The sequence below is a fragment of the Streptomyces sp. SJL17-4 genome (assembly GCF_036826855.1).
Lineage (GTDB): Bacteria > Actinomycetota > Actinomycetes > Streptomycetales > Streptomycetaceae > Streptomyces.
In genome coordinates this window covers 2,354,015-2,367,819 of record NZ_CP104578.1, presented here as the reverse complement: position 1 = coordinate 2,367,819, position 13,805 = coordinate 2,354,015, and the positions used below count along the sequence as shown (strand labels likewise).

11 protein-coding genes are annotated in these 13,805 nt (G+C 73.2%); 7 read left to right on the top strand and 4 right to left on the bottom strand.

The features are described from left to right. Positions 1-5 precede the first annotated feature (5 nt). From N5875_RS10170 to N5875_RS10160, 3 genes are read right to left on the bottom strand one after another with little or no spacing between them, the layout of a single operon-like run. Positions 6-1,193, bottom strand: coding sequence for a chromosome condensation regulator RCC1 (locus N5875_RS10170; protein ID WP_318207551.1), 1,188 nt, complete (start codon positions 1,191-1,193; stop codon positions 6-8). Between the two features lie 17 nt (positions 1,194-1,210). Next, positions 1,211-2,380 carry a chromosome condensation regulator RCC1 gene (locus N5875_RS10165; protein ID WP_318207550.1) on the bottom strand — a complete coding sequence of 390 codons (1,170 nt, stop codon included), beginning with the start codon at positions 2,378-2,380 and terminating at the stop codon, positions 1,211-1,213. Between the two features lie 16 nt (positions 2,381-2,396). Next, entirely contained in the window at positions 2,397-3,623 is a 1,227-nt protein-coding gene (locus tag N5875_RS10160; protein ID WP_318207549.1) for a sialidase, read from the bottom strand. 663 nt (positions 3,624-4,286) lie between these two features. Between N5875_RS10160 and N5875_RS10155 the strand changes: the two genes are divergently transcribed. The 3 genes from N5875_RS10155 (at position 4,287) to N5875_RS10145 (ending at position 7,270) form a co-directional block, all read left to right on the top strand. Beyond that, positions 4,287-4,769: a hypothetical protein gene (locus N5875_RS10155; protein WP_318207548.1), complete on the top strand. Its 483-nt coding sequence runs from the start codon at positions 4,287-4,289 to the stop codon at positions 4,767-4,769. Between the two features lie 80 nt (positions 4,770-4,849). After that, on the top strand, positions 4,850-5,851 hold the full coding sequence (locus N5875_RS10150) for a hypothetical protein (RefSeq protein WP_318207547.1): 1,002 nt from the start codon (positions 4,850-4,852) through the stop codon (positions 5,849-5,851). Between the two features lie 18 nt (positions 5,852-5,869). After that, positions 5,870-7,270: a hypothetical protein gene (locus N5875_RS10145; RefSeq protein WP_338493229.1), complete on the top strand. Its 1,401-nt coding sequence runs from the start codon at positions 5,870-5,872 to the stop codon at positions 7,268-7,270. 27 nt (positions 7,271-7,297) lie between these two features. Here the strand turns inward: N5875_RS10145 and N5875_RS10140 are convergent, their stop codons facing one another. Next, positions 7,298-9,049, bottom strand: coding sequence for a glutamate--tRNA ligase family protein (locus tag N5875_RS10140; RefSeq protein WP_338493226.1), 1,752 nt, complete (start codon positions 9,047-9,049; stop codon positions 7,298-7,300). A gap of 203 nt (positions 9,050-9,252) precedes the next feature. Between N5875_RS10140 and N5875_RS10135 the strand changes: the two genes are divergently transcribed. From N5875_RS10135 to N5875_RS10120, 4 genes are all read left to right on the top strand, one after another. After that, a complete protein-coding gene (locus N5875_RS10135) occupies positions 9,253-10,614 on the top strand; it encodes an MFS transporter (protein ID WP_338493223.1) in 1,362 nt (453 codons plus the stop codon). After that, positions 10,611-11,528, top strand: a complete 918-nt coding sequence (locus N5875_RS10130) for a TIGR03619 family F420-dependent LLM class oxidoreductase (RefSeq protein ID WP_338493220.1) — start codon at positions 10,611-10,613, stop codon at positions 11,526-11,528. The genes N5875_RS10135 and N5875_RS10130 overlap by 4 nt, the downstream gene beginning before the upstream one ends. Positions 11,529-11,560: 32 nt before the next feature. Then, complete coding sequence (locus tag N5875_RS10125; RefSeq protein ID WP_338493218.1) at positions 11,561-12,631, top strand: LysR family transcriptional regulator; 1,071 nt, start codon at positions 11,561-11,563, stop codon at positions 12,629-12,631. A 221-nt stretch (positions 12,632-12,852) separates the two neighbouring features. After that, positions 12,853-13,782 carry a DMT family transporter gene (locus tag N5875_RS10120; RefSeq protein ID WP_338493215.1) on the top strand — a complete coding sequence of 310 codons (930 nt, stop codon included), beginning with the start codon at positions 12,853-12,855 and terminating at the stop codon, positions 13,780-13,782. Positions 13,783-13,805 lie beyond the last annotated feature (23 nt).

The window sequence follows — 13,805 nt, the reverse complement described above, 5'->3', positions numbered from 1 at the left end:
CCCCGTCAGTAGGCGAAGCCGGACTTTCCGGTCATCGTCGTCGCGACCTTGGTGATGCCGCTGCCCGGCGGGAGCGCGGTCGCCGTCGCGGTTCCGGTCGGGGCGGTCGTGGAGCCGTCGCCGAGCTGGGCGGCCGCGTTGGCGCCCCAGCCGATCACCGAGCCGTCGTCGAGCGCGGCCACGGTGAAGTCGGCGCCGCCGGCGATGTCCTGCACGCCCTTGAGGTGGTCGAGGGTGACGGGCGTGGTGCGGTTGGCGTTGGTGCCGTCGCCGAGCTGCCGGTCGGTGTTCTTGCCCCAGCCGGCCAGGCTGCCGTCGTCGAGGACGGCGAAGCTGGAGGCGGAGGTGGCGAAGATCCTGGCCACGGAGTCCAGGTAGGCGACGTCGACCGCCTTGTTGCTGTCGGTGGTGGAGTCGTTGCCGAGCTGGCCCTCGGCGCCCTTCCCCCAGGCCTTGATCGTGTTGTCGGCGGTCAGCGCGAGGACGTGGTCGCAGCCCACGGCGATGGCTTCGACGTTCTCGGCGTCGGGGACCTTCTGCGGGGTCTCGCGGGTGGTGTTGTTGCCCGTGCCGAGCCGGCCGTTGTCGCCCTTCCCCCAGGTCCAGACCGTGCCGTCCTGCCGGAGCGCCACGCTGAAGTCGCAGCCCGCACCGACGTCCTTCACCTTGTCCAGGCTCTGCACGGGGATCGGGGTCTTGTAGGGGTTGGTGGTGTCCTGGCCGGTGCCCAGCTGCTTCGAGGCGTTGCTGCCCCAGGCGAGGACCCGGCCGCCCTTGACGGCGAGCACGTGGTTGAGGCCCGCGGAGAGCGCGCTGACGCCGGACAGGCCCGCGACGGTGGCAGGGAAGCTCTGAGCGGTGGTGGTGCCGTTGCCGAGCTGGCCGGTGGCGTTGGAGCCCCAGCTCTTGACGGTGCCGTCCTTGAGGAGGGCGACGGCGAAGGGGTTGGCGGTGGTGCCGGCGCCGCCTCCGCCGCCGGACAGCTTGCGCACGTCGTCACGGGTGATGCCGGTGACGGCGGCGGGGGTCTGCTGGGCGAGCGTGGAGCCGTTGCCGAGCTGGCCCTGGGCGTTCTCGCCCCAGCCGCGGACCCAGGGGTCGGTGCCGGCGGCGGCGTGGGCGGAGAGGCAGGGGGCGGCGAGGGCGGTGATCGCCGTCAGGGAGGTGAGCAGGGTGATGCGCTTGTGGTGCATGAGGGGGACCTTTCAGGTCAGTAGGCGTAGCTCGACGTGCCGACGGTGGTGGCCGAGACGCGGGTCGTGCCGCTGCCCGCGGGCAGCACGGTGACCGGGGTGGGGGAGTCGGTGGTGCTGCCGTCGCCGAGCTGTCCGGACGTGTTGTCGCCCCAGGCGAGGACGGAGCCGTCGGAACGGACGGTGACGGTGTGCCGCCAGCCGCCGGCCATGTCGGTGACCTCGGCCAGGCCGGGTACGAGGACCGGGGTCGTACGGGAGACGGTGGAGCCGTCGCCGAGCTGACCGGCGGCGTTCGAGCCCCAGGCGCGGACCGAGCCGTCGTCGAGCACGGCGAAGCTGTGGTAGCCGCAGCCGTGGACCTGGGCCACCCCGTCGAGGTGGTGCACCTCGACCGGCGAGGGCCCGACCTCCTTGCTGTCGTTGCCCAGTTGGCCGTCGGCGTTGTAGCCCCAGGCCCGCACGGTGCCGTCGGCGAGCCGGGCGAGCACGTGGTGGCAGCCGGTCGCGATCTCGACGACCTCCGTGAGGCCGGGGACCCGTTGCGGGGTGTTCCGGTCGGTGGTGTCGCCGAGACCGAGCTGGCCGTTGTGGGCGCGGCCCCAGGTCCAGACGGTGCCGTCCTCCCGGAGGGCGACGGCGTGGAAGCAGCCGGCGGCGACGTCCTTCACCTTGTCCAGGCTCTGGACCCGGACGGGTCGGGTGGCCGACACCACGGTGCCGTCGCCGAGCTGGCCGTAGGTGTTGTCGCCCCAGGCGAGCACCCGCCCGCCGCGGACGACGTAGACGGCCTGGTGGCCGGCGGCGACCTCGGTGGCTCCGGAGACTCCGGCCACGGCGGCGGGGAACGGCCGGCTCACGGTGGTCCCGTCGCCGAGCTGGCCCGTCACGTTTCCGCCCCAGGCCTGGACCGTACCGTCGGTGAGGAGCGCCACCGCGAAGGCGTTGGTGCTGTTGGATCCACCGCCGGACAGCTCGCGCACGGAGGCGCGGGCGAGCCCCTGGACCGCCGACGGGGTCTGCTGGTCCGCCGTCGTGCCGTTGCCCAGCTGGCCGCCCGGGTTCGCGCCCCAGGCCCGCACCCACGGTTCATCGGGTTCGGCGGCGACGGCACCTTCGGTGGGGGGCAGTGAGAACGCCGCGAGGACGAGGAGCGCGGCGGCGGCGCGCACGCGTGCGTACGTCATGGGAGCACGCCCCCGCTCAGTACGCGTACGTCGTGTTGCCGCCCAGCGACACCGCCACGTTCTTGATCGCCGAGCCCTCGTTGAGGATCTTCACCGACTCGTAGCGCGGGACGGTCGTGCCGTTGCCGAGCTGGCCCTCGCCGTTGTGGCCCCAGGTGAAGACGTCGTCCGCGGTGACGGCGACGCCGTGCCGGGCGCCGGCCGCGAGGTGCTGGACGCCTTCGAGGCGGGGGATCTCGACGGGGGCGGTGCGGTTGGTGCGGGAGACGTTGGAGTCGAAGGCCTCGTCGGACTCCAGGAGCTGGCCGTACTGGTTGTTGCCCCAGCCCCAGACGTGGCTGTCGCTCGTCTTCACGTAGTTGTGGTGGGCACCCGCCTCGATGTCCGAGACGCCCTCGATCCAGTCGACGTCGACGGGGACGGTGGAGGACTTGGTGGAGGAGTTCCCGAGCTGGCCGTAGAGGTTGTAGCCCCAGGACGTGACCGTGTCGTCGGCGGTCAGCGCGAGGGCGTGGTGGCAGCCCGCGTCGACCTCGACGATGTTCTCCAGGCCCACGACCTGCCGCGGTACGGAGCTGGTGGCACGGTTTCCGGTGCCGAGCTGGCCGTGGATGCCGCGGCCCCACGCGTACACCTTGCCGTTCTCCAGGAGGGCGAGGCTGAAGTCGCAGCCGGCCGAGATCTGCTTGACCTTGGGCATGCCCTGGACCCGGTCGGGGACCGTACGGCTGTCGCCGGTGCGGTTGTTGCCGAGCTGGCCGTAGGCGTTGTCGCCCCAGGAGTAGACCTGGCCGCTCGTGTCGAGGGCGAGGGCGTGCCGTCCGCCCGCCGCGATGTCCTTGATGTTGTTGAGGCGGGGGACGGTGGTGGGCACGGTCTGGTTGGTGTTGCCGCCGTTGCCGAGCTGACCCGAGGCGTTGTGACCCCAGGACTTCACCGTCTTGTCGGTACGGGCCAGGGCGAAGGAGTCGGCGGACGAGGTGCCGCCGGCCGACATCTGGTCGACGTCGCCGCGAAAGAGGCTGGTGACCGAAGCCGGGCTGAGGCTGTCGGCGAGGGTGCCGTTGCCGAGCTGGCCGGTGCGGCCCGCGCCCCAGCTCAGCACGGTCGGATTGCCCTCGTTGGCGGTCGCGACGGGGGCCAGGGCCGGCAGGCAGCCGAGGGCGGCGGCCGTGAGCGCTGCGGCGGCGACCGGTAGGCCGCGGAAGCGGGGACGCAGGGGACTGCGGCGTGTACGGGACATGGCTCTGCTCTCCTTCGATGGGGACATACGGGAGCGCTGCGCCCCTCGGCCGGCGGCTCCGCAGGAGGCGGAGTGCGCGCGGGTCGGGCGCGGGTCATGCGGACAGGCCGTGCCGGGCCCTTGGGCATGGGGCGCCCACGGCCGGGTGCGGCGACCGGGACGGGCCGCCGGGCACAGGAGCAGACTGTCCGAAAACGATCACTTCGGCGAGCCGGAACAGCTGAAACACCCGTCTGACGGACGCCCGTTCGGGGAGGTGTCCCCGGGGGCGCTTTCCCCCTCGGGGCGCACCCGCCGGGGCCGGTTCGTCGCCCGATCCGGTGGGCCGCCGAACGGCGGCGGCCGGGTGAGTGAGGGCCCCCGCCGCGTACGGCCGCCCACCCTCACGCCGGCGTCCTGGATTCCCTACGAACGGGTGGACCGGAGCGCCCGTGAAGCAGCGTGCGGACACCCCGGAACCCGCCCCTCGCTCCGGCCCCGAGTGCGCTCCGCCGAAGTGGTGAGCGGGTCCGTCGGCGCGCGCCGCGCCGTGTGTCCTGCCGGGGGCCCGGGGGCCCGGCGGCTAGCGTCGGCATGCGCTCGGTGATCTTGAGGACAGTCCCCTGTCCGCCCCTGGTGTCCCCTCCGAGCTCGCCAACTCACCTCAGTCTCAAGGGAGTTCCCATGCCCGCGTTGAAGGCATCGGCACGTCGTGTGCTGACCGCCGCCGTTCTCGCCGCCGCTCTCGCCCTGCCCCTGGCCCCCACCGCGTACGCCGAGGAGTGCAAGCCCGACGACCAGGCCTGCCTGGACAAGGAGGCCAACGCCAAGGAGGCCAAGGAGATCGAGGAGCAGCAGAAGAAGACCCAGGAGGCGGCCGGCAAGGCCGAGAAGGACATCAAGGACGCCGGGAAGAAGCTGGACGAGTGCCCGCCCGGCTCCAGCTCCTGCATGGAGAAGCTGGCCGGCAAGGGCGGCCGCGAGGAGGACGGCTTCAAGGACATGAACACGACCATCTCCACGTACCGGCCGGAACCCGCCGACAACGCCTCCCAGGCCGTCGAGTCCACCTGTACGGCCTTCCCCGCCTCCCTGCCGCAGGGGTCGAGCGACCCGGGACAGTCCCCCTTCCCGGCCTCCCAGCTCTGCTCCCTGCTCGGCTCCTGACCCACTTCCCGTCTCCGCTCGTTCCCCCGTCTCCGCCCGTTCCCCCGTCCCCGCCCCCCGTCCCGAAGGGTTCCTCCGTCATGCCTCCGCGCCGTCCCCGCGCCGCCGTCCTGCCCGTGCTCGCCCTGAGCCTCGGGCTCGCCGCCCCCCTCGCCCTGCTCACCCCGCCCGCCGTCGCCGGCACCGTCGAGGAGGGGCCCGGCGAGACGCCCGTGGCCCGCGCCGTGACCGCGTCCGGCCGCCCCGCGAAGATCGCCGACGTCCTGGAGTACTGCGGGACCAAGCGCTCCGCCTGCACCTTCCGGATCGACCCGAAGCAGGCCCGCGAGTACGCCACCGCCGTCAAGTCCCTCGGCAACGCGGTCGTCAACTGCACCACGAGCGACATGGGGGTCGACCGGACCGTCACCCTGCGGACCAGCAGCACCGACAACATCGGTGGCGAGATCTCCGGGAAGATCACCGCCGAGGGCACGGTCTCCGCCTCGGGCGAGGTCACCACCAACCTCGCCAACGACATCACGAGCGAGAACAAGACCCCCAACCTCAAGGACGGCCCGACCTCGACGAACGGGACGAAGACCTCGGTCTCCGGCGGCGCCAAGGCGGCCGGTTCGATGAGTGCCAAACTCGCCTTCGAGGCCGCCTTCAAGGCGACGTACTCCAAGTCCTGGACCATCGACAACACCGAGACCACCGTCTACAAGTCCACCGTCAAGCCGTACGACATGCTCGTCTTCGGCGCGAGCGCGGCCATGCGGCGCGTGGTCGGCGACCTCGTCACGGACACGGGCAAGAAGATCCTCAACGTGAGCGTGGACAGCCCCTCCATGGTCAACACCAGCAGCTTCGTCGCCCAGACGTACGCCGTCCCCGACCGGCTCTGCGGCCGTAAGCGCCCCGCCGGTGACACCGCGCCGGACGCCGACAACAACCCTCCCGGCGGGCTGCGGAGCGCCGCCGCAGCGGAGGGGCAGGCCGTACGGGAGGTGCCCGCCGTACGGGAGGTGCCGGCCGCGCGGGCCGTGCCGCCGGGCGCCGAGCCGAAGCGTGAAGTCGTCCTGTCGTCCCACGCCCACTGACGCGGAGGAGTCCCCACCATGAACCGCTCCCTCCCGGCCCTCACCGTCCTCGGGGCCGCCGGGCTGCTGCTGCCCCTCGCCCCGCTCGCCTCCCTCTCCTCCCTGTCCTCCGTCGCCTCGGCCGCCCCCGCCGAGCAGGCCGTCCCCGTCCTCAACGGCGACTTCGCCGACCCGGTCATGAAGGGCGACGGCCCCACCACCGTCGGCATCGACTTCTGGACCGGCCTCAACCAGCGCTATTCGCCTACCGCTTCGGGCCGCACCGACGCCTCCCACGGCGTCGCCCTCCAGAAGGACGGAAACACCCTCCGGCAGCGGCTCCGCGGGGTCCGCGCGGGAGCCAAGGTCACCGTCCGCTACGAGGACAGCCCGGCCGTCTCCAAGGAGTGCACCGGCGAACAGGTCGCCGACGGCCAGCCGTACGAGGTCACCGCCTCCGGCGGACCCGTCCAGGAGGTCACCACCGCCGGCGACCCCGACCGTGTGAAGGGCACGCCCGGCAAGGGCCGTTGGACCGGCCGCGCCTACGTGTTCACCGCCGGCGAGAACGAGCCGCTGCTCACCTTCACCTCCCGGGTCACCGACTCCCGCACCCATGTGACCTGTTCACCGATGATCGCCCGCATCCGCGCGGTCGAGGTGCCGACCGCCGTGGACAAGACGGTGAACAAGACGGCGCTCGGTACGTCGGAGGCGTACAAGGGGAACGAGCGGGAGAGCACCCTCCAGAACGCGGCCGCCGCCTGCAACGGCGAGAACGCCTGCGCCTTCCGGCCGGACACCCGCACCTCCTTCCGCTACTACGACCGGGCGCGGGTCGTCGGCGAGGCCTTCGTCAACTGCACCCGCAACGCGCTGGAGCACTCCCGGCTCCTCTCGTACTCCGAGCGCAGCCACGACAGCATCTCCCAGACCTACGCCGACGCCGGTCTGGCGCTCAACGAGGTGGCCAGGCTGCCCACTTCGGGGGACCGGACCGAGGACGAGAAGCGGGTCAAGGAGCGCCCCATGGCCACCCAGTTCGCCCTCGCCCACGAGAAGGACTGGCAGCGGCCCTGGCAGTGGTTCAGCAGCGATCAGCGGACCGTCGTGGAGAAGATCCAGCCCGGCGAGGTGAGTTGGGTCGAGATGCAGCCGAGCCGTGAGCGGGTCGAGGGCTGGTTCGTCAGCAAGAAGGACGACTACCGGCTGCACGCCGTCGTCGACGGACCCTCCCGGGCCGTGCCCGACCGGCTGCTCCAGCGCACCGGGCCCATGTCGGAGGCCGAGAAGCAGCGCTGCGCGGCCGCCCGGCCCATGACCACGACCCCGGTCGGCGCGGACGCGCCCGCGAGCTCCAGTGACAAGGGCCTGCTCAAGATCCCGGCGCCCACGGCTCCGGGAGTGCGGTCCTCGGATCGGAGCATGCCGCTGGACTGACCCCGCCTCCGGTGCCGGACCGCCGCCTCACCCCGCCACGGCGGTGAGGCGGCGCCGTACTTCGTCCGGGCCCAGCGCGCGGGCCACGGCGAACAGGTCCGGGCTGCGGGTGGCGCCGGTCAGGGCGACCCGGACCACGTTCGCGATCTCCCTCGGCGGTCCCGCCCAGCGCTCCGGGTCGCGGCGCCAGGAGGCCGTGTCCGGGGCGTAGCCATGCCGCCGGGCCAGCTCGCGGAGGGTGCGGTACCACTCCTCCGGCGTGGCGGGGCCGCTTCCCTCCCCGGCAGGGCCGATTTCCCCCCTGGCAGGGCCGCTTCCCTCCCTGGCAGGGCCGACAGCGGACGGGACGCCGGATTCGACGGGGAACTCGGCGGCGAACTCGGCGGCGAACTCGGCTGCGATCCGGCGCACGAGCTCCGGGTCCAGGCCGCCGTAGCGGTCGTCGTCGGCGGCCGGAGGCGGGCCGAAGAGCTCCGCGAAGAAGAAGCCGTAGCGGTCGCGGAAGCAGGACCAGCGGTCCAGGTCCTTCCGGGCGGGCGCGCCCTCCGGCCGGCCCGCCGCCACGGCCGCCAGGGCGAGTCCCCGCTGCCGGACGAGCACGGACCCGAGCTCCGGGTCGTACTCCTCCGCCCAGGCGAGCAGCTGGCCGTACAGCTCGTCCGGCGTGAGCGAGGCGATGAACTCCCGGCTCAGGGAGTGAAGTTTGGGCAGATCGAGCAGCGGCCCCGAGGGACGCATCCCGTCGAGCCGGACGGGGGCGGCGAGCGCCTCGGCCGTGGGGACGTCCATCAGCCGGATGTTGGCGAGACCGCGCAGATAGTGCTGGACGGCGGCCGGCGGATACCCGGCGGCCAGGTAGTAGTCCACCGACGCCTCGGGGTCCTTGCGCTTGCTGAGCTTGCGCCGCGAGGGCCCCTCGGCCTTCATCAGCGGCGCCAGATGCGCGTACGCCGGAGGGTCGAAACCGAGCGCCGCGTGGAGCTGGAGATGGACCGGCGTCGAGGACAGCCACTCCTCGCCGCGCACCACGAGCGACACCCGCATCAGGTGGTCGTCCACGACATGCGCGAAGTGGTAGGTCGGCAGGGGGAGTTCCTCCTGCGAGGACTTGAGCAGCACGATGTCGTTGCCGTTGTCCTGCAGGGTGACCTCGGCGCGGATCCGGTCCGTGAAGCGGACCCGGCCGGGGAACTCGTACGGGCAGCGGAACCGCACGACGTACGGCTCACCGGCCGCAAGCCGACGGGCGGCCTCCTCCGGTGCCAGTGTCCGGCAGGGCGCCCACCGGCCGTAGTAGCCGATCGGGGAGCGGCCCGCGCGCTGCTCCTCGGCGCTGCGGGCCAGCCGGTCCTTCTCGCAGAAGCAGGGGTACGCGCGGTCCCGCCGCAGCAGCTCGCGCAGCTGGCTGAGGTAGACGTCCCGCCGCTCCGACTGGAGGTACGGGCCCCACTCCCCGCCGCCGGCGACCCCACCCTCGTCCGGCGCGAGGCCGAAGGCCGCGAGCAGCCGGGAGAACTCCTCGGCGGCTCCGGCCACTTGGCGCGTCCGGTCGGTGTCCTCGACGCGCAGCACATGCACGCCACCCGACTGGTGGGCCAGGGCGCGGGCGACGGCCGCCGTGTAGAGGCCGCCGATGTGCAGATGTCCGGTGGGGCTCGGGGCGAAGCGGGTCACCTCGGCGCCCTCCGGCAGGGTGCGCGGCCGGAACCGGCGCTCCCAGTCGGCCGGTTCCGGGAGATCGGGCGGGAACATCGCGTTGATGACGGACAGGTCGAGCACGGTGGACTCCCTCCTGGGGTTCCTCGATCGATCCACCGTAGGCCGGTGACCGGCCGATTCGAGAGGAGCGGGGGCGCGAGGCTGCGGGACTCCGAACCCTCTTCGGTGTTGTGGGCCCCGAGCGCCGCACACGGTCGGTAGCGTCCGCAGGACCGTTCCGTACGAGGCGGGCGGACGACAGACGCGGAAAGGAGGGGGGTGTGATGGGCGGTACGCGCGCGGTGACCCTGCTCGCCCTCGGCTCCTTCGCGATGGGGACCGACGCCTACGCGATGGCCGGACTGCTCCCGGACATCGGCGCCGACCTGGATGTCTCCGTCTCCCTCGCCGGACAGTCCGTCACCGCCTTCACCCTCTGCTACGCCCTGGCCGCGCCGCTGTTCTCGGCCGTCCTCGCCCGCTGGGGGACCCGTACGGTCCTGGTGACCGCGCTCGTGGTCTTCGTCGTCGCCAACGCCGGGACCGCACTGACCGGTTCGTACGCCGGACTCCTCGGCACCCGGGCCCTCGCCGGTGCGGCAGCGGGCCTCTTCACCCCGGCGGCGGCCACCGCGGCCGTCGCGCTCGTCCCGCCCGAGCGGCGCGGACGCGCCCTCGGCCTGGTGCTCGGCGGGATGAGCGCGGGGACGGTCCTGGGGGTGCCGCTCGGGCTGCTCGTGGCGGCCAACTCCGGCTGGCGTACCGCACTTTGGCTGATCACCGGACTCGGCGTGATCGCCCTGGCCGGGGTCGGCCTCGCGCTTCCGCCGGTACGCGGGGCCGCGGCGCCCTCGCTGCGGGCCCGGTTCGGCGCCCTCGCCCGGCCTCGCGTCGCCGTGGTCGTCGCCGTCACCTTCACCCAGACCGTCGCAAGCCTCGGGCTCTACACGTATCTGGAACCGGTCCTCCACCGGGTCGCCGACATCGGCAGCGCCGTGCCGTACCTCTGGGTCTGGGGCATCGGCGGGGTCTGCGGCAGCCTCCTCGCCGGGACCCTCGTCGACCGGACCGGCAGGCCCGCCCTGCTCGCGGTCGCCCTGCTCGGCACCCTCGCAGCGGCCCTGGCCCTGCTGCCGTGGGCCGGAACCGTACCCGGCCTCGTCCTGCTGCCGCTGATCGTGTGGGGCGCGGTCGGCTGGGCCTTCGTCGTACCCCAGCAGCATCGGCTGCTCGCGCGGGAGGGGGAGGGAGGAGCCGCCGCCGTCGGCCTCAACAGCTCCGCCACCTACCTGGGCGGCGCCGTCGGCTCAGCGCTCGGCGGCCTCGCCCTCGCCCACGGGCTCGACGCCCGCTGGCTCCCGCTCCCCGCCGCCGGGGTCGCGCTCGCGGGAGTCCTCTTCCACCTCACCGCGGTGCGCGCGCTCGCCAAGCGCGAGGCCGGGGCCGGCCACCGTGACGGAGGCGAGGTCGACCGTCGTGACGGAGCCGGAGCCGGCCACCGTGGCGGAGGCGGGGTCGACCGTCGTGACAGAGCCGGAGCCGGCCGCCGTGACAGAGACGGGACCGACCGCCGTGACAGAGACGGGGCCGGAGCCGCGGGCGCGACCGTGGCCGAGGTCCCGGAACCGGAAAGGAACGCGCCATGAAATTCGGCGTCAATCTGCCCAACTACGGGCCCGAGGCCACCCCCGACGCCCTCGCCGACTGGGCGCTGCGGGTCGAGTCGATGGGCTACCACTACGCGATGGTCTCCGACCACGTCGCGCTCACCCCGGACGTGCAGCACCTCTTCCCCGCCCCGTTCTACGACCCCTTCGCGACCCTCGCCTGGCTCGCGGGCGTCACCAGGACCGTGGGGCTCGGGACGACGGTGACGATCCTCCCGTACCGGCATCCCGTGCACACCGCCCGCGTCGCCGCCAACATCGACCGGTTCAGCAACGGCCGGCTCGTCTTCGGTGCCGCCGCCGGCTGGGCCGCCCGGGAGTTCGCCGTCCTCGACGTCCCGTACCGCAAGCGGGGGGCGATCAGCGACGAGTACCTCGCCGCGATCAAGGCCTGCTGGGCCACCGAGGTGGCCTCCTTCGACGGCGCCCATGTCTCCTTCCACGAAGTGCACACCGGACCGCTGCCCGTGCAACGGCCCGGCCCGCCCGTCTGGGTCGGCGGCCACAGCCACGGCGCGCTCCGCCGGGCCGTCCGGCTCGGCGACGCCTGGCACCCCACCTCCGTCTCCGGCGACTGGCTCCTCGGCGTCGGCCTGCCCGCGCTCCGCCGGGTCGCCGACGAACACGAGCGGCCCGTCCCCGACGTCTGCCCCCGGATCAAACTCCGCGTCACCTCCCGGCCGCTCGGCCCCGGACGGCTGCTGGGCGAGGGCGCCCTCGCGCAGATCGCCGGCGACCTCGGACTCCTCCAGGACCTGGGCGCGCGAGCCGTCGTCCTCGACCCCACCTACCCGGGCGACCGGCGCGAGGCGGGGCGCACCGCGCGGGACCTCGACGTCCTGGAGACACTGGCCAAGGAGGTCATCGACGTGGACGCCGGCTGCGTACGATGATCGAACGGCGGCAGCGGGAGGGGGCGCGTGACGTGACCGATCCGGACCTGCGGAAGCTGCGGGTGCTGAGGGAACTCAGCGAGTGCGGAACCGTCAGCGCGGCCGCCCAGGCCCTCCACCTCACCCCCCAGGCCGTCTCTCAGCAGATCAGCGCCCTGGGACGCGAGTTGGGCGTCCCGCTCACCGAACCGTCCGGACGCCGGCTGCGGCTCACCGGGGCCGCGCGGATCGTGCTCCGGCACGCCGACGCCGTCTTCACCCAGGTCGAGCAGATGCGCGCGGAGCTCGCCGCCCACCAGAGCGGCGAGCGGGGCGAGGTGGCGGTCGCCGGTTTCTCCACCACCCTCTCGGCGCTGATCCTGCCCGCCGTGGCCCGGCTGCGGGAGACCCGGCCGCTGCTGCGGACCTCGCTGGCCGAGGTCGACCCGCCGGAGAGCTTCTCCCTGCTCCAGCGCGGGGAGACGGATGTCGTCATCTCCGCGGACACGACCCGGCCCTCGCCGGGCTCGGGCGGTGACGAGGGGCGCGTCGACGGACCGCGCGACGGCCTGTCCGGCGGGGACTCTTCCGACGCCCGCTCCGGCTTCCACCCCGAGGGCCGACCCGAGGGCCGCCCGGACTCCCGCTCCAACGGCCGATCCGAGGGCCGTTCCGACGCCCGCTCCGACGGGCGGTTCCACCGGGTCGTCCTCTGCGACGACCCCTTCGACATCGCCCTGCCCGCCGGCCACCGGCTCCTCGACAGCGAGCGGCTGCTCCTCGCCGACCTGGCCGACGAGACCTGGATCTTCGCCACGACCGGCCTCTGTCACGACATCGGCGTCGCCGCGTGTACGGCCGCCGGGTTCACCCCGCAGGCCTCCCACGCCATCGGCGACTGGGACGCCACGCTCGCGGCGGTGCGGCTCGGCCTCGGGGTCGCGCTGGTGCCGCGCCTCGCCAAGCCGGTCCCGCGGCCCGAGGTGACGATCCGCCCGTTCAGCGAGCGGGCGCCGTCCCGTACGGTCTTCGCCGCGGTACGGGAGGGCAGCCAGACGTCCCCGGAGATCGCGGCGGTCCTCGACGCGCTGCGCACGGCGGCCAGGGCGGCCGTCGCCGGCTGAGCGGGCCCCCGGGCGAAGCGTGGTGCGTGCGTCACCACTGACCTGCGGGAACGCGATTCGCCACGGCACGTGGAAGGTACCGTCCACCAGACGTTGCTGGACCCGTCCGACCGCCGGTGCGAGGCTCGATCCGTACCGCGCGGAGCTTCGCGCGTCCCTCTCACTTTTCCTCTTCCAACTCCTTGCCGAGCCCTGTCTGCCTTCGGAGAGCGGGAACACCCATGTCCAAAGCCACCTACACGCGGCTGGCCGCACTGAGCCTCATCTGGGGCTCCGTCTTCCTGTGGATCAAGATCGCCGGGTACGGCTTCTCACCCGTGCAGATGGTGCTGATCCGGCTGGCCCTCGGGGCCGTCGTCATCCTCGCCATCGGGTACGCCAAGGGGCTGCGGCTCCCCAAGGAAGCCGCCACCTGGGGGCATCTGACCGTCGCCGCGCTGCTCGGCAACGCCATCCCGTGGACCCTCTACGCCGAGGGGGAGATCGAGGGTTCGAGCAGCGTCGCCGCGGTCGTCAACGGCAGCGCGCCGATCTGGACCCTCGCCGCCGCCCTGCTGCTCGGCCAGGAGAAGCGGGTCTCCGGCTTCAAGGCCGGCGGCGTGCTGCTCGGCCTCGGCGGCACCGCGCTCATCGCCTCGCCCTGGAACTCGTCCTCTGCCGGGACCGGTTGGAGCATCCTCTGCTTCGTCCTCGGCTCCATCAGCTTCGGTGCCAGCTTCGCGTACATGGGCAAGTACCTCGTGGGCAGGGGCATTCCGCCGCTGATGCTCGCGGGCGGCCAGCTCGGCGCCGCCACCGTCCTCCTCCTGGTCGCCTTCCCCTTCCTGGGTCTCCAGACCGTCACCTGGCGCACCGACTCGGTGATCTCCGTCCTCGTCCTCGGCGTGGTCTGCACCGGCTTCGCCGCGCTGCTCAACTTCGAGCTGATCATCAAGGACGGGCCCACCGTGGCCTCCACGGTCACCTATCTGATGACCGCCGTGGCCGTCGTCCTGGGTGCCGTGGTCCTCGACGAGCCCCTCGGCTGGACCGTCTGGCTCGGGGCGGTCGCGGTGCTCGCGGCCACGGGTCTGCTCCGGCGCAAGCCGCGGCCGGCGTCCGAACCGGCGCCCGAGGCCACCCCCGTACCGACGACGACGGCGGCCGATTAGCTGCTCCATTCCCTCAGGAAATG